Annotated in this window: 16 protein-coding genes and 1 pseudogene; 16 read left to right on the top strand and 1 reads right to left on the bottom strand. The window is 58.4% G+C overall.

Features of this window, described 5'->3' with window-relative positions; all coding sequences use genetic code 11:
• The first annotated feature begins 305 nt into the window (after positions 1-305).
• From ALO43_RS25280 to ALO43_RS25220, 13 genes are all read left to right on the top strand, one after another.
• A complete protein-coding gene (locus ALO43_RS25280; RefSeq protein ID WP_024671537.1) occupies positions 306-1,682 on the top strand; it encodes a diaminobutyrate--2-oxoglutarate transaminase in 1,377 nt (458 codons plus the stop codon).
• A 189-nt stretch (positions 1,683-1,871) separates the two neighbouring features.
• Positions 1,872-3,662 (top strand): IucA/IucC family protein, encoded by a 1,791-nt coding sequence (locus ALO43_RS25275; RefSeq protein ID WP_054998313.1) that lies wholly within the window; start codon positions 1,872-1,874, stop codon positions 3,660-3,662.
• Positions 3,655-4,863, top strand: a complete 1,209-nt coding sequence (locus tag ALO43_RS25270) for a type III PLP-dependent enzyme (protein ID WP_054998312.1) — start codon at positions 3,655-3,657, stop codon at positions 4,861-4,863. Before ALO43_RS25275 ends, ALO43_RS25270 begins: the two co-directional genes overlap by 8 nt.
• On the top strand, positions 4,860-6,266 hold the full coding sequence (locus ALO43_RS25265) for a DHA2 family efflux MFS transporter permease subunit (RefSeq protein WP_005886949.1): 1,407 nt from the start codon (positions 4,860-4,862) through the stop codon (positions 6,264-6,266). Before ALO43_RS25270 ends, ALO43_RS25265 begins: the two co-directional genes overlap by 4 nt.
• A 21-nt stretch (positions 6,267-6,287) precedes the next feature.
• Positions 6,288-8,141 (top strand): IucA/IucC family protein, encoded by a 1,854-nt coding sequence (locus ALO43_RS25260; RefSeq protein WP_054998364.1) that lies wholly within the window; start codon positions 6,288-6,290, stop codon positions 8,139-8,141.
• The gene (locus ALO43_RS25255; RefSeq protein ID WP_054998363.1) at positions 8,141-8,914 is read left to right on the top strand and encodes an HpcH/HpaI aldolase family protein; all 774 of its coding nucleotides are present in this window, start codon (positions 8,141-8,143) and stop codon (positions 8,912-8,914) included. Before ALO43_RS25260 ends, ALO43_RS25255 begins: the two co-directional genes overlap by 1 nt.
• Before the next feature lie 4 nt (positions 8,915-8,918).
• Positions 8,919-10,805 carry an IucA/IucC family protein gene (locus tag ALO43_RS25250; RefSeq protein ID WP_054998311.1) on the top strand — a complete coding sequence of 629 codons (1,887 nt, stop codon included), beginning with the start codon at positions 8,919-8,921 and terminating at the stop codon, positions 10,803-10,805.
• A complete protein-coding gene (locus ALO43_RS25245) occupies positions 10,795-11,715 on the top strand; it encodes an ABC transporter substrate-binding protein (RefSeq protein WP_054998310.1) in 921 nt (306 codons plus the stop codon). The genes ALO43_RS25250 and ALO43_RS25245 overlap by 11 nt, the downstream gene beginning before the upstream one ends.
• Complete coding sequence (locus ALO43_RS25240) at positions 11,712-12,701, top strand: FecCD family ABC transporter permease (RefSeq protein ID WP_054998309.1); 990 nt, start codon at positions 11,712-11,714, stop codon at positions 12,699-12,701. Before ALO43_RS25245 ends, ALO43_RS25240 begins: the two co-directional genes overlap by 4 nt.
• Complete coding sequence (locus tag ALO43_RS25235) at positions 12,694-13,725, top strand: FecCD family ABC transporter permease (RefSeq protein ID WP_054998308.1); 1,032 nt, start codon at positions 12,694-12,696, stop codon at positions 13,723-13,725. Before ALO43_RS25240 ends, ALO43_RS25235 begins: the two co-directional genes overlap by 8 nt.
• 10 nt (positions 13,726-13,735) lie before the next feature.
• Entirely contained in the window at positions 13,736-14,527 is a 792-nt protein-coding gene (locus tag ALO43_RS25230; protein ID WP_054990935.1) for an ABC transporter ATP-binding protein, read from the top strand.
• A complete protein-coding gene (locus tag ALO43_RS25225) occupies positions 14,524-15,303 on the top strand; it encodes an IucA/IucC family C-terminal-domain containing protein (protein WP_054998307.1) in 780 nt (259 codons plus the stop codon). Before ALO43_RS25230 ends, ALO43_RS25225 begins: the two co-directional genes overlap by 4 nt.
• On the top strand, positions 15,300-15,923 hold the full coding sequence (locus ALO43_RS25220) for an RraA family protein (protein WP_054998306.1): 624 nt from the start codon (positions 15,300-15,302) through the stop codon (positions 15,921-15,923). The genes ALO43_RS25225 and ALO43_RS25220 overlap by 4 nt, the downstream gene beginning before the upstream one ends.
• A 163-nt stretch (positions 15,924-16,086) precedes the next feature.
• Here the strand turns inward: ALO43_RS25220 and ALO43_RS25215 are convergent, their stop codons facing one another.
• Positions 16,087-16,533, bottom strand: coding sequence for an NUDIX hydrolase (locus ALO43_RS25215; protein WP_024671547.1), 447 nt, complete (start codon positions 16,531-16,533; stop codon positions 16,087-16,089).
• A gap of 293 nt (positions 16,534-16,826) precedes the next feature.
• On the opposite strand from ALO43_RS25215, the pseudogene ALO43_RS32265 reads away from it, so the two are divergent.
• The 3 genes and pseudogenes from ALO43_RS32265 to ALO43_RS25205 all read left to right on the top strand — a co-directional run.
• Positions 16,827-17,603, top strand: a pseudogene (locus ALO43_RS32265) (PAS domain-containing protein); the annotation flags it as partial.
• 30 nt (positions 17,604-17,633) lie between these two features.
• Positions 17,634-18,143: a methyl-accepting chemotaxis protein gene (locus ALO43_RS32260; RefSeq protein ID WP_397417010.1), complete on the top strand. Its 510-nt coding sequence runs from the start codon at positions 17,634-17,636 to the stop codon at positions 18,141-18,143.
• A 282-nt stretch (positions 18,144-18,425) separates the two neighbouring features.
• Positions 18,426-19,901 carry a putative bifunctional diguanylate cyclase/phosphodiesterase gene (locus ALO43_RS25205; protein ID WP_054998362.1) on the top strand — a complete coding sequence of 492 codons (1,476 nt, stop codon included), beginning with the start codon at positions 18,426-18,428 and terminating at the stop codon, positions 19,899-19,901.
• The last annotated feature ends 149 nt before the right edge of the window (positions 19,902-20,050 follow it).

Raw genomic sequence — 20,050 nt, 5'->3', positions numbered from 1 at the left:
CCAGGGAAGGGCCGTACCGGACAAACACTAGACTGGCCGGGTGACAGGATCAATTAATAAAACCTTACAGCGTTGCTGTTATTCCATTGGCTTCTTTTAATAGATAAATGCCTTATAAAAAACAGCTGTTTTGATGCTGGCATTTTGAATTATACCGACATGAATATCGGTGTATTTGCGTGCCCGGCTATTTGTTAAAAAGACGTTGCCATGTTCATTTAAATTTCATCTTTTTTCGAAACAACGGGTTGCACTTTTTCGGAAATGATAATAATTTGCATCCAGAATTTAGCGAGGGTTAACAGATGTTGAATGATGGCTTATTGCACTCTACTTCGTCGCAGAAAACCAATGCCAATTATCTGGACAGGCAAAGCAAGTTTGAATCCAATGTAAGAAGTTACCCGCGAAAGTTGCCGCTGGCGATCGCCAAGGCACATGGCGTATGGGTCACGGATGTAGAAGGTACCACCTATCTCGACTGCCTGGCTGGCGCGGGAACACTGGCGCTGGGTCACAACCATGAAGCGATAATGGCCAGTCTCGACAGCTTCCTGACCTCGGGCATGCCGATGCACACACTGGACCTGACCACAGCAGTCAAGGACGCCTTCAGTGAAACCCTGCTGGGCCTGTTGCCGGGGCAAGGTCGCGATTACTGCCTGCAATTCTGTGGACCGTCCGGTGCCGATGCTGTCGAAGCGGCCATCAAACTGGCCAAAACCGCCACCGGGCGGCACAACATCATCAGCTTTTCCGGCGCATACCACGGCATGACCCACGGTGCCTTGGCGCTGACGGGTAACACAGCGCCGAAAAATGCGGTCGCCAACCTGATGCCTGGCGTGCAGTTCCTGCCGTACCCGCATGAATACCGTTGCCCGCTGGGCATTGGCGGGGAGGCAGGTGCGGAGGCACTGAGTTATTACTTCACGCAATTCATCGAAGACGTCGAGAGCGGCGTGTCGCTGCCTGCAGCCGTGATTCTTGAGGCCGTGCAGGGCGAGGGCGGTGTCAATCCAGCCCCAGCCGCGTGGCTGCAACAGATTCGCGAGGTGACCCGCAAGCACGGCATTCTGCTGATTCTCGATGAAGTACAGGCAGGCTTTGGTCGCACCGGCAAGATGTTTGCCTTCGAGCACGCGGGAATCGAACCCGACGTCATCGTCATGTCCAAGGCGGTCGGTGGTGGTTTGCCGCTGGCAGTTCTCGGTTTCAAACGCGAGTTCGATGCCTGGGCACCGGGCAATCATGCAGGCACCTTCCGTGGCAATCAGATGGCGATGGCCACCGGCCTTGCCACACTTGAGGTGCTGCAACGGCAAAACCTGCCGGCTCAGGCCGCAAAGCGCGGTCAATGGCTCAAGGAGCAACTGGGTATTTTGCAGCAACGCTACCCGGCCATGGGGCAGGTGCGGGGACGCGGGCTGATGTTGGGCATCGAAATTGTCGACGAGCGGAAACCGGCCGATCGTCTCGGCAGTTTCCCGATGGACCCGGAATTGGCGGTGGTCATCCAGCAGCACTGTTTCAAACAGGGGTTGCTGCTTGAACGCGGAGGTCGGAATGGCAATGTAATCCGGTTATTGCCGCCGCTGATTATTACCGAAGAGCAATGCCAACTGGTGATCCAGCGCTTTGAAGAAGCCCTGAAGGCTGCACTGTCTCAGTTGCGTAAATAAAGACAACTTTCGGCCGCGGAAACTCATCGTGCTTACTTCATTGACTCGCAATGGTCGCCATGCCGACCTGCCAGTCTCTATCGACAAGTTGTCCGAGTGTCCGGTTATCGACACCCCGTCACTTGTTGCGGCGTCAACCCAGTTACAAGGTCACTTAAACAGTCAGCGCAAAGCAACTGTGGAGCAGACATGACTAATACCGATCGCACCGTTTTATCAAACATGGTGAGCGAGCTGGCAACCACTCGTGCATTACTCAACTGCCTGATCAAGGAGTTTGCACTGCCCGAGAACTGCCTTCATTACACGTGGCCCGAGGGCATGCAGGGTATTGCCCCAGGCAGTTTCGTCGACGGCGGCCAATGGAAAGGCATTCCGCTCACCATCAGCCTGCCCAACCAACAGCAGTTCTTCGTGCTGGTTGACCGCCGCGACCGTCTGGGCAGTCATCGCTACCTTTCCGACGTCTACGCCCGGAACGGCAACAGCACTTGGCGCTGCCTGGCTTTTGCCGAATTCGTCCAGCAATTGCTCAGCGCGTGCGAGCACATGACCCGGGCCAGCAATGATGAGCTGCTGGACCAGGTCCTGCAAAGCCAGCACCTGACCGCTGCCATCGTGGCGCACAACATGACGGGGCAGCACCCGGCGCCATTGAGCGGCTATCTGGCCAGCGAGCAGGGCTTGTGGTTCGGCCACCCTAACCATCCGGCGCCCAAGGCCAGGCTCTGGCCTGCACACCTGGCACAGGAAACCTACGCGCCGGAATTCCAGGCGCAGACCGCGCTGCACCTGTTTGAAGTCCCGCTGGAGGGGCTGCGGATCACCGCCAATGGCCTGAGTGAAGCGCAGGTCATGGCAGGCTTTGCCGATCAGTCACGGGCCCGGCCCGGCCATGCGTTGATCTGCATGCATCCGGTGCAGGCGCAGCTGTTCATGCAGGACCGTCGCGTGCAGCGTTTGCTCGAACTGGGAGATATCTCGGATCTCGGCGCCAGCGGCTTGCTGGCCAGCCCGACCGCATCCATGCGCACCTGGTACATCGAGGGCCACGACTACTTCATCAAGGGGTCGCTGAATGTGCGCATTACCAACTGTGTCAGGAAGAACGCTTGGTACGAGCTGGAAAGCACGCTGATCATCGACGATTTGTTTCAGCGCCTGCAGCAGACCTGCCCGGATACGCTGGGCGGACTGTCTACCGTCGCCGAACCCGGTTCGATGAGCTGGGCGCCAAAAGGGGTTAGCGAGACTGACGGCCACTGGTTTCGAGAGCAGACCGGCGCGATCCTGCGGGAGAATTTCTGCCGTCGCTCCGGAGCTGATTGCAGCGTCATGGCAGGCACGCTGTTTGCGCGCGATTTGCGCTCACGCCCGCTGGTGCATGACTTTCTCCAGACGTTCAACGGCGGCGAACTTGAGGACGAGCATCTGCTGAACTGGTTCGACGCCTATCAGGCGCTGTTGCTGCGCCCGGTCATGGCGTTGTTCTTCAATCATGGCGTGGTAATGGAGCCGCATCTGCAGAACGCAGTACTGATTCACGATAACGGCCAGCCGCAGCAGTTGCTGTTGCGTGACTTCGAAGGCGTCAAGCTGACCGACGAACTGGGCATCAAGGCGATTCAGGTCGGCCTGCACCCACGCATTCGCCAGTCGTTGCTCTATACCCGCGAACAAGGCTGGAACCGCATCACGTATTGCCTGCTGATCAACAACCTGTCGGAAGCCGTACTGGCCCTGAGCTGGGAGCGACCACATCTGGCGCCGCTGATGTGGCACAAAGTCGAACAGCAGTTACAAAGCATCCGTGACGAGTTGGTGCTGCCTGCGCCAGAGCTGGACGCACTGATCGCGGGGCAGTCGATTGCCTGCAAGACCAACCTCAAGGTCCGTCTGGCCGCCAAGGCTGATCGCGAGGCCAATTACGTGCGCCTTGCGTCACCGTGGGGCAAGGACAAGGAGGCTAGCTATGCATAAATTGCCGGAAACCGTGCTGGCCGCCATTCACGAAGTCCGAGGGCTCGAAAGCGACCCATTGGCCACGTTCATTTACGATCTGGACGCGCTGCAGCAGCATGTCCGCGAGGTCATGGCGGCGTTACCCGCTGGCGTGGAGTTGTATTACGCGATCAAAGCCAACAGCGAAGCGTTGATGCTGGAAACCCTGGCGCCGCTGGTCAGCGGTTTCGAGATTTCCTCAGGAGGCGAGATCGAGCGGGTCATGGCTTGCCCGACGCGCAAGCCCTACGTGTTTTCCGGCCCTGGCAAACTCGATTCGGACCTGCGTTCGGCGCTGCTCAACAAGGTTGAAGCCGTTCACCTTGAAAGCCTCAACGAAATCCAGCGTCTGCAACATCTGGCTGAAGAGACAGGTCGCGTGCAGCCGGTGTTCATCCGTATCAATCCACACCTGCCGGCAGAGCAATCGAGCAAGCTGGCGATGGCCGGTACAGCAACCCCGTTCGGTATCGACGAGGCGGACCTGGCCCAGGCCGTAAGCCTTGTGGACAGTGCCTCGCACCTGACGCTCAAAGGCTTTCATGTACACGCAATGTCACATCAGATGTCGGTCGAACGCCACGAGCAGTTGCTGGACTTCTACCTGCAGCGCTGGCAGGCCTGGAAAGCTCTGGCCCGCTACCCTGATCAGTTGACCCATTTCAACGTCGGTGGCGGCATTGGCGTCGATTACCTGAACAGTCAGCAGTTCGACTGGCAGCGCCTGTGTCGCTACCTGGAAAAACGTCTGGCCGAGCACAGCGACGCGCCGATCCTGCGTTTCGAGCCGGGACGCTTCATCAGCGCCTACTGCGGCTACTACGTTATTGAGGTGCTGGACAGCAAAACCAGCCACGGCGAGCATTTTCTGGTATGCCGGGGCGGTACTCACCAGTTTCGTCTGCCGGTCGCGCAAGGCCACGATCATCCAGTCATTCATTTACCGAGCGTACCACCGACAGCGGCGCCGTCCGAACAGGCGTACACCGTCGTCGGCCAGTTGTGTACGCCAAAGGATGTGCTCAGCAGACGCCAGCCCCTCAAGAACGTGAATATCGGCGACCTGCTGGTCCTGCCGATGGCGGGTGCCTATGGCTACAACATCTCGCACGCCGACTTTCTCTGCCATCCACGACCGCTACAGCACTTCGTGCGTAACGGCCAACGGGTCAGCAAATGAGTCTGAACGTCCCCCGCAGCTGGGTGGTGATCAACGTACTGTTCGGTACCCTGACGGTCAGCCTTAGCAACAGCTCGCTCAACCCGGCGCTGCCAACCTTTATGGAGGCGTTTCAGATCGGCCCGTTGCTGGCCACCTGGATCGTCGCCGGGTTCATGACCAGTATGGGCATGACCATGCCGCTGACCAGCTTTCTCAGTCAGCGCATCGGGCGCAAACGCCTTTACCTCTGGGGTGTGGCGCTGTTCGTTGGTGGCTCTTTGCTGGGTGCGCTGGCGAGCTCCATCGCGTTGGTGATCACTGCTCGGGTGGTGCAGGGTGTAGCCAGCGGGCTGCTGATTCCCTTGTCGCTGGCGATCATTTTCTCGGTCTACGAAAAGCACGAACGGGGCAGAGTGACCGGGCTGTGGAGCGCAGCGGTGATGCTTGCGCCTGCGCTCGGTCCGCTGTGCGGCAGCCTGTTGCTGGAATGGTTTAGCTGGCGCTCGCTGTTCCTGATGAATGTGCCCATCGGCCTGCTTGCATTGCTGATGGGCGTCGGCGTGCTGCCTGACTCGGAGCCAGCCGAACGCAAGCCGTTTGATTTGATCGGTTACCTGCTGATTGCGTCGGGTATTGGCCTGTTGATGATCGCCATCAGCCGCATGCACCACGCCGAAGCGCTGCTTGACCCACTCAATCAGGGCATGGCGCTGGTCGCCGTGGGCTGCCTGATTGCTTTTGTCCGCTTGGAACTGCGTCGTGAAGCGCCGCTGCTCAATCTGCGTCTGTTCAACCTGCGCGGCTACCGGTTGAGCGTGATCGTTGCTGTGGTGCAATCGGTGGGCATGTTCGAGTGTCTGGTGCTGCTGCCACTGCTGGTCCAGAGCGTACTCGGTTACAACCCGATCTGGACCGGCCTGGCTCTGCTGTGCACCGCTGCGTTCGCCAGCCTGTTCGGGCAGTGGGGCGGCAAGGCGCTGGACCGGCACGGCCCGCGCGCGGTGGTCGCGATCGGTCTGCTGCTCACCGGTTTGGCGACTCTGGCGCTGGGCATGCTCAATGCCGATGCATCGATTGGCATAGTGTTCATGCTGATGATGGTGCGTGGCGCAGGCCTCGGGCTTTCCTACATGCCGGTGACGACTGCGGGGCTGAATGCATTGCCAGAACCGATGGTCACTCAGGGCGCCGCGATGAACAACATCTCTCGCCGCCTTGTTGCATCGCTGGCAATTGTCATTGCCTCTCTCTGGCTGGAATTTCGCCTCAATTCGGCAGGGCCGAGCGCCACGCCGTCGGCCATCAGTGAAGTGTTCATTGTCACCGGCGTACTGATCCTGCTGGCACTGCCCTGTGCCTGGCGTTTCCCCCTTAACGACGAGCGCATCGAGGCCAGGCCCGACGCGCTTGAACCCCGATAATTTTCCGTTCGAGGTATGAACATGGCGACCCCATTACCGCTGCAACGTCACACCGCACCGACTACGAAGGCCACCGGCGCCTGGCTGGCCGATATCGACACCGCGCGTTACGAAAAAGTACAGCGCCGGGTTATCGGGCAACTGCTGCAAACCCTGCTGTACGAAGCAGCGCTGCCTTACCGTTGCGAGCCGCTGGGCGAGCATCAACATCGCTTCGTCGTCCCGCTTGATGATGGCGTGGAATACCGCTGCAAAGGCCTGCTCAGCACCAGTTTCGAACTGATCCGTCTGGATCACGCCAGTCTTGAGCGCTTCGACAGTGCAGGCCAGCGCTCGACACCGGACCTGCACCTGGCCCTAAGCGAGTTGCTCGCGCCGTTCAAGGGCAGCCCGCATCTGGCGCGCTTCATTCAGGAAATAGAACAGACCCAGCTCAAGGACTTGCAAGCGCGCAATCAGGGTTATCACCCCGACAGACCCGCCCATGAGCTGGACGTGGATGCGCTGGAACAGCATTTCATGGACGCCCATAGCTACCACCCGTGCTACAAGTCGCGAATCGGATTTTCCCTGGCCGACAACCGCAATTACGGGCCTGAATTTGCTACACCTTTCGCCGTGGTATGGCTGGCAGTTGCCAGGTCGAGCGCTTCGGTTGGGCATTCGCGACGTATGGATTTGCAGGCGTTTATTCGCGACGAGCTGGGGGCGAAGCAATGGCAGGAGTTTGCCAATGAACTGTCTGCGCGGGGCAAATCGATCGATGACTATCAGTTGATGCCGGTCCACCCGTGGCAGTGGGACAACACGACGGTGTCGACCTTCTTCCCGGAACTGGCCAGCGACGAGCTGATTTATCTGGGCACTTCGGCCGACCTCTACAAAGCGCAGCAATCGATCCGCACGCTGGCCAACGCCAGCCAGCCAAAGCGGCCCTACGTCAAGCTGGCGATGAGCATGACCAACACCTCCAGCACACGGATCCTGGCGCGGCACACAGTGCTGAACGGGCCGATCATCACTGACTGGCTGCACCACTTGATCGCCACTGACAACACTGCAAAAGCGCTGGACTTCGTGATTCTTGGCGAAGTAGCGGGTGTCAGTTACGACTATCGCCACCTGCCGGAGTCACGTTCGGCGCAGACTTACGGCACGCTGGGCGCGATATGGCGCGAAAGCCTGCACCAGTACCTCAAGGACGATGAACAGGCGGTACCGTTCAATGGCCTGAGCCATGTGGAAAACCGCTATGGCGTCGGCGAGCAGGCACCTTTCATTGATGCCTGGATCAGCCAGTACGGCCTCAAGGAATGGACCCGTCAACTGTTGCAAGTTACCGTGCCACCGATCATTCACATGCTTTATGCCGAAGGCATCGGCATGGAGTCCCACGGCCAGAACATCGTGCTGATCGTCAAGCAGGGCTGGCCGCAGCGTATCGCCCTCAAGGACTTCCATGACGGCGTACGTTATTCGCCGGCTCATCTGGGGCGCCCTGAACTGTGTCCCGAACTGGTTCCGTTGCCTGAAAGCCACGCGAAGCTCAATCGCAACTCGTTCATCATCACCGATGACGTGAATGCAGTGCGTGATTTTTCCTGCGACTGTTTCTTCTTCATCTGCCTGGCAGAAATGGCGATTTTCCTGCGCCAGCAATATCAGCTGGACGAGTCCGTGTTCTGGCAGATGACCGCTGATGCGATCATCGAGTACCAGCAGGCGCACCCGCAACACCGTGAGCGTTTTGCGCTGTTCGACGTGTTTGCGCCCACCTATGAAGTGGAAGAGCTGACCAAGCGCCGCCTGCTGGGCGATGGCGAGCGGCGTTTCCGCTCGGTGCCCAACCCGCTGCATGCGCACAGGCCACAATGATGCTGAGGACCAATACGCTCAAGAGCAAACTCGGCAACGGCCAACCCGTGTACGGACTGATCAGTTCGATTCCAGTGCCGGCAGCCATCGAACTGATCGCCGAGGCCGGTTTCGACTTCGTGATCATCGACATGGAGCACGTGCTGATCAACCCGGAAACCGTGGAAAACATGATCCGTGTGGCAGAAAGCTACGGCCTTACGCCGCTGGTACGGGTCGCCGATCTTAATCCCAAAACCCTGCTGCGCCTGCTCGATGGCGGCGCGCAGGGCATTGTTTTGCCGATGATCGAGAGCCCGGAGCAACTGGCGGACGCCATCACAGCCTGCAAGTACCACCCGCTGGGCCGCCGTAGCCTGAATGCCGGGCGTCCCGGCTCGTTCGGCAAACACAGCCTGGCGCAGTACGTCGAAGCCGCCAACCAGCAAATCATGGTTGTGGCGATGATCGAAAGCGCTGAAGGCGTGCGCCGCGCTGCCGAGATCGCCGCTGTGCCGGGGCTGGACATGATTCTCGAAGGTGCGGCCGATCTGTCGCAGTCACTGGGCATGCCCTGGCAGATCGATCAGCCCGATGTGCAACAAGCCTTGTCCGATACCTGGCAGGCCGCCCAGGCAGCAGGCGTTGCCTATTGCACCATTCCCCGGCAACCCGGCGATGCCGCCCGCTGGCTAGCCCGCGGGGTCAAGGCTTTTGTTCTCGGGGATGAGCGCGGCATCGCTTTTCGTGCGCTGCATGCCCGCCTGACCCAAATTTCAGCAGAAGGAAAATAACCCGATGAATGTCACTTCACTCGCCGCTGACATGGTCATGCAGGATCTGGTCGATTGCCTGCTGGCTGAAGACTTCTTTGGCCGCGAGCCATTGAGCCTGCAGGACACCGCTCACTGGCAATCGCGTCACCCAGAGGCTCCGCCGCAACTGGCAGAGCAAAGCCCGGCTCAACAGGTCTGGGAATGGTGCTGCGATGCGTCGGAGCAACGCTTCATCAGTATCGCGTTGCGCCCCGGCATCACTCAACAATGGGAAAAGGTGCCCGGCACTCCGGTACTGGGCCGCCAGGATGAGCGCTGGACGCAGTTGTCTCCGGAGGACTTCCTCAAGTGGGTGTTTGCCGGCAAGGCTACCCAGCTGCAGGACAGCGAGCGTCAGGAAAACGAAAAAGGTATCGCACTGTTTCTAGATGTTCTGCGCATCAGCGTCTGGCAGACCGCGTTGTCACTGAATCATGAGGTAGATCACGAAAACCTGATGGCCCAGGACGGTGCGACGTTTTTCCGCACCATGGAACAGTGGGCGTCGCTGCGTGATCGACCTTATCACCCGCTGGCCAAGGCCAAACAGGGCCTGAACGAGCAGGAATACCAACAGTATCAGGCAGAGTTCGCCAAGCCGGTCGCGCTGAACTGGGTTGCCGTCGACAAGGCCCTGCTGCAATGCGGGGGCGGAGTAGGGGATGTGAACACATCGTTCCCGGCGCATTATCTGCTGCCGAAAAACCTGCAAGCCGATCTCGACCAGGAGCTGCAACAACGTGGTATCGCGCACAGTCACGTAGCGCTGCCGGTCCATCCTTGGCAGTTCGAGCATGTTCTGGAGACACAATTGGGCGAAGTATTTGCCAGAGGCGAGTGTCAGCGCCTGACGTTCAGCGCGGCAACGGTGTATGCCACCTCATCGCTGCGCTCGATGACGCCGTGCTTCGACAGCGCCGACTACCTCAAGCTGCCGATGGCGATTTATTCCCTGGGAGCGTCCCGGTACCTGCCTGCGGTCAAGATGATCAACGGCGAGTTGAGCGAGAAACTGCTGCGCGAGGTGGTAGACAAGGACGAAACCCTGAGCCGCTCGCTGCACCTGTGCGACGAACGTAAATGGTGGGCGTTCATGCCGCAGCAGGCCACACTTTTTGACGAGGCGCCACGGCACCTGTCGGCGATGGTCCGCGGCTACCCGCCGGCCTTGCTGGATGATCCGGACTGCCGCCTGCTGCCAATGGCCGCGCTGGGCACGCCATTGCCCGGCAGTAATCGGCACTTCTTCGATGAATGGATGGATTACCGCGACCTGCCACGCAATCAGGCGTCGGTGCTGACCCTGTTTCGTGAGCTGAGCCACAGCTTCTTCGACATCAACCTGCGCATGTTCCGTCTTGGTATGCTCGGCGAGGTGCATGGCCAGAATGCGGTGATGGTCTGGAAAGCAGGTCAGGCACAGGGGCTGTTGCTGCGTGACCACGACTCATTGCGTATCTTCATGCCCTGGCTGGAGCGCAATGGCATGCACGACCCGGAATATCGAATCAAGAAAGGTCATGCCAATACCCTTTATCATGACCGCCCCGAAGACCTGTTGTTCTGGCTGCAGACCTTGGGTATTCAGGTCAACGTGCGGGCAATCATGGATACACTTGCCCAGGTTTACGAGCTGCCGGTAACTGCGTTGTGGACTGTACTGCGCGATGTTCTGGATAATCTCATCACCACCATCGAATTCGACGACGAGGCACGTGCCATGATCAGGCATCAACTGTTCGAAGCACCGAACTGGCCACAAAAACTGCTGCTCACACCGATGATCGAGCGCGCTGGCGGACCGGGCAGCATGCCGTTCGGCAAAGGCCAGGTGGTCAACCCCTTCCACAGGTTGCGCCGTGACACCTGACCGAACCCTGCACCCCTCGCGGCGCGCGGTGTTGCGCCTGTTGCTGGGGGTACTGGCGCTGCCCGGCATTGTCCGGGCAGCGTCGTTGCGCACAGAGCCTTTGCGAATTGTCACTCTGTTTCAGGGAGCCTCCGACAGCGCCGTGGCACTGGGAGTGACGCCGTGCGGTGTGGTCGACTCCTGGAGCGAAAAACCGATGTACCGCTACTTGCGCCCGGCGCTGGCAGCGGTGCCGCACGTGGGCCTGGAAACCCAGCCGAGCCTGGAAGACATCGTGCTGCTCAAGCCCGACCTGATCGTCGCTTCACGCTTTCGCCATCAGCGCATCGCACCGCTGCTGGAGCAGATCTGCCCGGTCCTGATGCTGGAAGAAGTGTTCGAATTCAAGCGCACGCTGGCAATGATGGGCGCGGCGATGAATCGCCAGCAGCAGGCCATGCAACTGCTCGGTGAATGGCAACGACGTATAACCACGTTACGCGGCCAGCTACAGGCAAAATTCGCCAGTCGCTGGCCGATCACTGTGTCGGTGCTCGATATTCGCGAGGACCATATCCGCAGTTATCTGCCTGCCAGTTTTGCCGGCTCGGTGCTCACCGAGCTGGGCTTTGACTGGACACCCGCTGCCCGCCAGGCCAGCGGCGTCTCCCTTAAACTCAGCAGCAAAGAGAGTCTCCCTGTGGTCGATGCCGACCTTTTCTTTATCTTCCAGCGTGCGGACAGCAAGGCCGCGCAGCAAAATTACGACAAATTGGTCCAGCACCCGTTCTGGCAGCAATTACGCGCCGCGCAGGATAAACAGGTATGGCGCGTCGATGCGGTTGCCTGGAGCCTGTCAGGAGGCATTCTCGGCGCCAACCGCATGCTCGATGAAATAACTCGAGTGGCAATGGCGGAAAGCGCCTCATGACGGCAGTGATGAAGATGGGCCTGGGACTGTTGATGCTGGTCGCGTGTATGGGGTTAAGTCTGGCGACCGGGGCGATATGGATTTCACCATCAGCGATCGTTGCAAGCCTGTGGCATCCAGACGTGTTGAGCCCTGTTCAGCACGTCTTGCTAGACACTCGACTGACGCGCACCTTTATGGCCGTTGCTGTGGGCTCCAGCCTGGCGGTTGCCGGTGCGCTGATGCAGGCGCTGACGCGTAACCCTTTGGCCTCGCCGGGGCTGTTCGGCATCAATGCAGGGGCCACGTTCTCGATCATCGCCTGTTCGTCACTGTTTGCTCTGACCTCGATGAGCCAATGGCTGTGGTGCGCGTTTACAGGGGCGGCAGTGGCAGGGACCCTTGTCTGGGTGATCGGCAACCGGGGGCAGGGCAGTCTCAACCCGTTACGTATCGTGCTGGCGGGTGCTGCGATCACCGCGCTGTTCACCGCTTTCAGTCAGGCACTGCTGGTAGTCAATCAGGACGGTCTGGACACCGTGCTGTTCTGGCTGGCCGGCTCGTTGTCGGAACGGGATCTGGCCACCGCTGCACCGCTGCTGGGTTGCGTCGTGCTTGCTTTGGCCGGGGCATGGATACTCGCCGGGCAGGTCAATGTGCTCAACACCGGCGAAGCCATCGCCACCGCACTGGGCCAGCGCACCGGTTTGATTCGACTGCTGATGAGCCTGGTGATCATCGTTCTGGCCGGTAGTGCCGTTGCCTTGGCAGGCAGCATCGGTTTCATTGGGCTGCTGGTGCCGCACATGGTACGCAAGACGCTGTCCATCGATCATCGCTGGCTGCTGCCCGGCTGCGCGCTGCTGGGTGCCACGCTGTTGCTGCTTGCCGATACGCTGGCACGGGTCGTTATATTGCCTCAGGAAGTCCCGGTGGGCGTCATGACCGCATTGTTCGGCGCGCCATTTTTCATTGCACTGGTTCGTCGAGGCGCACGTTATGGATAAGCACCTGACGCTGCGTTATCGCGGCTTCTCCAGGCAGTTCAACCTGATCGTAATCAGGCGCCTGACCATTGCCGTGGCGCTGACGGCGCTGGTGGCGATGGGGTCGCTGGCCGTGGGCAAGATCAATCTGTCGCCAACCACTCTGCTGGGTGTGTTTTCCGGCCATGCCGACGCAAGCCTGGTGTTCATCGTCGAGCAACTGCGCATGCCGCGTCTGGCGCTCGCCGCGCTGGTGGGGGCCGCACTTGCGGTGTCCGGGCTGATCCTGCAAAGCATCATTCGCAACCCGCTGGCCTCACCGGACTTGCTGGGCATCACCAGCGGTGCCAGCGCGGCGGCGGTGTTGTATCTGTCATTTTTCTCGGCTGCCCTGGGTGCGCAATTTCTGCCGCTTGCAGCTGTTTCCGGCGCAGGCCTTGCGGCGCTGGTCATCTACCTGCTGGCCTGGAATCAGGGCGCTTCGCCCTTGCGCATGGTGTTGATCGGGGTAGGGGTGTCGGCGCTGCTGGCGGCGGTGACCACCTTCATTCTTGTGTTCAGCCCGCTGACCACCACCTTGTCGGCCTACGTCTGGCTGACCGGGAGCGTGTATGGTGCCAGTTGGCCGGAGCCGCGTGCCCTGGCCGGCTGGCTGTTGCTGACCCTGCCGCTGCTGGTGCTGCTTGCTCGTCAGGTGCGCATGCAGCAACTGGATGACGACCTTGCCCAAGGCATTGGCGTGCGCGTGCAATGGCTGCGTGCCGGCTTGTTACTGGTAAGCGTGGCGCTGGCGGGTCTCGCGGTCGCTTGGGGCGGAGCAATTGCCTTTGTCGGGCTGATTGCGCCGCACATTGCCAAACGCCTGATGCCACCGGGGTTTACCGGTCAGGCACTGATGGCCGCCCTGATCGGTGCCAATCTGTTGATGCTCGCCGATCTGGCCGGACGCACGCTGTTCCTGCCGCTGGACCTGCCTGCAGGAATTTTTGTCGCGGTGCTGGGCACACCGTTTTTTCTCTACCTATTGATCAACCAGCGGCACTAAGGAATTACGGATGGCGTCAATCGCAACCCACGACCTGACCCTGAGTTACCAGCGCCAGGTGATCATCGACAGCCTCAATCTGCAATTGCCCGAGAACAAGGTCACCGTGCTGATCGGCAGCAACGGCTGCGGGAAAAGTACCTTGCTCAAGTCGCTGGCGCGGTTGCTCAAGCCACAGCAGGGCACCGTTGTGCTCAATGGCGCGGATATCCATCAGAAATCCACCGCCACGGTTGCCCGCGAACTGGCGATTCTGCCGCAGATGCCCAGTGCCCCTGAGGGCATCAGCGTACGTCAGTTGGTTGCGCTGGGGCGTTACCCGTATCAAAACTGGATGCAGCAATGGTCCGAACAGGATGAAGCGATGGTAGAACGCGCCCTGTTGCAGACCGGCATGCAGGCCTTGGCCGAGCGCCCAGTGGATGCATTGTCTGGGGGCCAGCGTCAACGCGCCTGGATCGCCATGACCCTGGCGCAGGACACCGACATCGTGCTGCTGGACGAGCCGACAACCTTTCTGGACCTCGCTCATCAGATCGAAGTGCTGGACCTGTTGCGCGACCTGAATCGCCAAGAGGGCAAGACCATCGTTATGGTCCTGCATGATCTGAACCTGGCCTGCCGCTATGCCGATCACATGGTCGCCGTTCACGAACGCACAGCATTTGCTCAAGGACGCCCAGCCGATATCCTGAGCGAAGCGCTGGTCAAGCAGGTATTTGGCCTCAACTGCCGGATCATCGCCGACCCATTCTTCGGTACGCCGTTGTGCATTCCGTTTGGCCGGGAACTGCCGCAATGATTCTGGCACACGCCTTCAGCGAAGCAGAATGGGCGCTGTTGTCCGGCGGGCTGCGACTAAAACAGGCGGATGAGCGCGACCCTCGCTCACTGCCCGCAAGGGCATTGCTGGACGAAGAGGCCTGTGAGCAGTTGCTGACCACACTGGGCCCCATCATCGGCTCGCCGACGCTGGCGATCACAGCATCGTTACTGGCCAAGCGCTTTTCTTTCCTGAGCACGGGTGCCTGCCTGTACGCCATGTCGATCTACGACAAAGGCTTGATCCTGTCTCTGGACAATAGCCTGATCGAATACGCGCACGATGACGGCCTGTGGACCTCTTCGATGCCGCTGCTCGACGTTGCGCCTGTTGGCTATCAACCGGGTACGCGCGAAGCGTGGCGTGAAATGATCGCCAGTACGCTGTTTCGCGACATGCTCCAGCCGCTGTGGGAAACCTTCAACCGGGTCAGCGGTATTTCTCGACGCATTCTCTGGGAGAACACCGCCGTACGCGTCTATTCGCTGTACGACAAACGCATGGAAAAGGTTGAAGACCCGATTATTCGCCAGCGTTACGAAGCCGATTTCGACTGGCTGCTGAATCAGGCCGACCCTGCAATGTTCGGGCTGACTTATAACCCGCTGAAACACTTCAGACGCCCCCCTACATTGCTCGAACCCGAAGGCAAGGTTGTCCGTTTCCGGCGCACCTGCTGCTTCTATTACGACGCCAGCAACCCGGTCGAATATTGCTCTACCTGCCCGTTGTTGAGGCCAAAGAAATGTCGATGAACAAACAGATTTCACACCGTCAGCAACAGCTCAGTGACGCGGTCATAGCCCAATTTCAGGGCATCTCTGCCTCCACCATCGGCCATCTTACCGACAGCGGTTATCTACGCGGGATCAGCCCCTTGTTCGACGGTGCTCGACTGGTCGGCAACGTGGTTACCGTAAAAGTCCAACTGCCCGACGGCAGCATCCTTCGCGACGCACTGCTCAACAGCCTTCCCGGCGACGTGCTGGTGATCGAATGCGTCGGCGACGAGCATTGCGCCTGCTGGGGCGAACTGCGCACCTTGGCCGGCCTTATCAAAGGTGTGGCCGGCGTGGTGGTGTCCGGTGCAGTCACTGACGTCGCCGCCCTGCGCGAACATCGCCTGCCGGTGTTCAGCCGAAGCGTCAGCGCCGTCACGACCCGAAGCCTCGGGGAAAACGGCGAACTCAATGGGCCGATCAATATAGGTGAAGTGATTGTGAACCCGGGCGATATCGCGATTGGCGATGACGACGGGGTGTTTATCTTGAGCCCACAACAGGCGACTGAGTTGTTGCCTGAGTTGTTGGCGAAGGAGGGCGCTGACAGAGAACGGCGGGAAGAGTTTTTGCGGCGGTTGAATGAGGGGGTGTAGAAAATCGTGAGAATTGAAACTGGCACTTCTGTATCCCTAACTCATTGCAACTTAGCGTCAGCAACAACATCAGGTAGAGCGCAGACTTCCGTACAAAGCACCTATCCAGCGCCAATATATGCGCTAGGGGCCAGCCAGGAAACGCTGCCTTTCGTCTGGACACTCAGTCCAGCAGGCAAGATTTTCTGAGCAGTTCGGACAGGCCTTCAGGCACCAGCGCAGATGTAGCGGTGAAGCTGGAAACCGGATGCCATGTCGCCTTGAAAGGTGAACCATCGCTTTCAAGGCCCTCCAGCCAGGGCTTCTCGTAAACTGCTGCATCTTCAAACCTTGCATCATAGACCTGGACGATCTCATGTCCTCGCATGCCCGCGTAGGTAAAAATGCTTTCCAACGTGCCAATCAATCGAACGTTGCTGATCGAAAGACCCAACTCTTCATGCACTTCTCGGACGATGGCATCGATGCTTCGTTCACCAAACTCGATGCCACCGCCAATCGGACGGAAAAGGGTTCGCTTTTCGACGGCGTCGTAGAATTGGTTGACCAATATTTTTCCGCGACGGTGGAAGATGCAAAGTGCAAGGGGACGGATGTGAGGTTCTGGCATGCGTAAAAGCCTCTATCTTACCGTTCAGCAATATGCAAACGATGTCAATCTTCTCTTCAGCTATTGTTCAGACTGGCAAAAAGGGTCGACCACTGACCGGTAACTTGATTCATCAGCAGATACACGGTTCGTCATAAAGAAAACTTTGCCATACGAATAAAAGACAATTTGGATCCCAAACTAAGCCTTGGAAGTTCTATCTGTCTTTTTCGATATTAGTTTGTTAAGCGCGCTAAAGGTTTCGGTTTCATGACCGATCAAGATTACAACCCAAACTGTCCCGGATAGTCGCAATGTTCAACACGCATTTGAAAAACACCAACAAGGCATTGGAGCGCCGCCTCGCCATGCTTGAACAAGCCGGGCAAATCCTCAATCTGGAGACTGTTGCCGTCGTTCTGGATGCCTCGGGCAAGGTGCAGAACGTCAACGGTCTGTTTGAAACGGAAATGAGCTACTCACAAAGCGAGATTGTCGGGCGCAACCTTTCTGAACTGAGCCCGCCAGAGCTAAGCGGTGATGTTCATCAGAAGCGCGCCTTGACTGCGATTCGGGAAGGCAAGCACTTCAGTGGCACCTTGCGGCTGATCAGTAAGACAGGTGCCAGGGTCTGGCTGAGGACAGTGGTCGTACCCTTCAAAAATGAAACAGGCGGCATCGAACAGATCACGTTGTACTCGAGCGTTCTAACGCGGACGATCGAGGCATCGCGTGAAAACGAGGCCCTCGTCAATGCCTTGCAGCGCTCTACCGCCGTGATCGACTTCACCCTTGATGGAATTGTCATTGGCGCCAATAACAACTTTCTGAAAGCGATGGGCTACGAGCTTAATCAGATAAAAGGCAAGCATCACAAGATTTTTTGTCTGCCTGAAGAGTCCAGTTCTGATGCTTATACCCAGTTCTGGGAAAGACTGCGGCGCGGTGAATTCATCGTCAACCGTTTTCGCCGGGTCGACAAGTCTGGCCGCGATGTATGGCTTGAAGCATCTTATAACCCTATCACCGACGCAAACGGCAAACTCTATAAGATCGCCAAGTTTGCGACAGTTATTACTGAACAGGTTGAACGTGAGAAAGCCGTCGCCGAAGCGTCGGAGATGGCCTATCAGACATCTATCGACACTGACACAAGCGCACAGCAAGGTCGAAAAGTCATCAACGACACGCTTCAAATGCTCGGCCAGCTGACGATTTCGATGGAAGAGGCCACGCGGGGCATCGAGGCACTTGACTCTCAAAGTCAGGTGATCGGGACGATCATAAAAACCATCAGCGGGATCGCCGAGCAAACCAACTTGCTCGCGTTGAACGCCGCCATCGAGGCCGCCCGCGCAGGCGAACAGGGTAGGGGGTTCGCAGTCGTCGCTGACGAAGTGCGGCAGTTGGCCTCGCGCACCACAAAGGCGGCGGAAGAAATTGTAAATGTGGTTAAGACCAACCAAAGCCTGGCTTCAGAAGCGGTCAGCGTGATCGTGCGCAGCACTGAGCAGGCTTCCGAAGCACTGGTATTGGCCAACGACGCCGACCGTGTCATTCAGGAGATCCAGCAGGGCGCCAATACTGTAGTAAGGGCAGTCAGTCGTTTTGTCAGTCAGCGCTCGAATTAATTGCACGCTGACTGATCGGCTCCGGGGGCCACGTTAATCGTACTCCCTGGGGCCATGCCTGGTCAGCGCTCGGCGTGGGACCGTTTGTCTTCAAACCTGACGCTTGACTAGCGATAACTTGTTTATAGCCGTAGCACCCGCAGTCCCTCGAGCGTAGCCCTTATGTCATTTACCCGCGATCCGCGAACGGTTCGTAAATACCTGTACACCGTGTTGTGGCTTTACTTGTTTTCTCTATTCCTGTTGGCAGTGGTGTGGGAGTTCAAACTTGAAGCCCTGGCCATGTACACCATGAACCTGCCTTACGATTCAGACTTCGAAAACGCCGAACGTTGGCGCTTTGTATTGACGTCGACCGGGTTTGCGCTGTTGTCGATGGTCGTTCCGTTCATACTGCTGAAACGTCTGATGCAACGATTGCAGGGCAGCTACAACGACTTGCTGGCCTCGCAGACACTCAGCGATTCGCTGGCCCGTCACGACCCGTTATCCGGTCTGCTTAATCGTCGGGTGTTTCATGAGCAACTGGTCGCGCGCTTACAGGAAACATCTATGCAGACCGCCGTCTTCCTGATCGATCTGGATAAATTCAAGTTAATAAACGATACCCACGGGCATGCCGTGGGAGACGCCGCTATTTGTGCCGTTGCAGAAAGTCTGCGCGAGGCAACTGCAGGGTTACAGGCTTCCGTGGCGCGGCTGGGAGGGGACGAGTTCGGTCTGGCGGTAAGCGGTAATTTCAGCCAGGTGGAACTGGCGACACTCGCTGAAAGCGTTCTGTCAAAAATTGCAGCGTCCAGGACAAGTGTGTCACGTGTGGCCCTCAGTGCTTCTTTGGGCGTTGCCGTTTCGCCACTGGACGGTTCAGATGCAGACATCCTGCTGCAGCGTGCCGACAGCGCGATGTATCGAGGCAAGAGCGGCGGCCGAGCCTCGTTTCACTTCTACGAGGTCAGTTTTGAGCGCGAACAACGCCTGCAGGAGCTATTCGCGCAGGAACTGAGGCATGCGATTGAAGAGAAACATATTCAGCCGTTTTATCAGCCTATCGTCAGTCTTCCCGAACAACGCCTCTCGGGGTTCGAGCTGCTGGCACGATGGCTGCACCCCGAGCGGGGCATCATCATGCCAATGGACTTCATACCCGTGGCGGAACAGCTGGGGCTGATCAAGCAACTTACCGAGAGTCTGTTAGTGCAGGCCTTCGATCATGCGCTTGACTGGCCTAGCGACTTCACACTGTCAATCAATGTCACTTCGCTGATGATCGAAAACCTCGACTTTCCCGAATGGCTCGAGCAACTGGCCAGCGAAGGCAGATTTCCGTTGAGTCGTCTGGAAGTGGAAGTGACGGAAAACGCTCTGGTGGCCAACATGAACAGCGCCCGCTTGAACCTGGAACGTTTACGCGCAATGGGAGTGAGCGTTGCACTGGACGATTTCGGGACGGGTTATTCAGGGCTTTATCACTTGACCAAGCTGGCCATCGACAAAATCAAGATCGACAGGTCTTTCTTTGATACGTCTCTGGATAACCAGAATGAAATGGTCAAAGCCATCCTTGCCTTGGGTAAGAGCTTGCGCATGAAAATTACCGCCGAGGGAGTAGAGCATGAGCAGTTGGCGGACTGGCTGGCCATCAATAAATGCGACTTTGCCCAAGGCTACCTGTTTGGAAAGCCGCTACCCTTGGCTCAGGTGAAAGCGCTGCTGGCGATGAGTGTGCCAGCCAGGCCGGTCAGGGCAAGTGCCGTGTAGTTATTCAGTCTTGAACCGAAGACTCGTCCAAAATGATGAGACGGGTATATTTCTTTCGCTATGCCCAGATACCTGACGAGCAGGCGGTCTTGTCGCTCAAATGGTGTAGGCATATTCCGCTAAAGGCTCAATAGCCTGCGCGTTGTTTC

Source organism: Pseudomonas tremae, assembly GCF_001401155.1.
GTDB lineage: Bacteria > Pseudomonadota > Gammaproteobacteria > Pseudomonadales > Pseudomonadaceae > Aquipseudomonas > Aquipseudomonas tremae.
The sequence above is the reverse complement of the archived record's forward strand: the minus strand, read 5'-3'. Positions and strand labels throughout refer to the sequence as shown.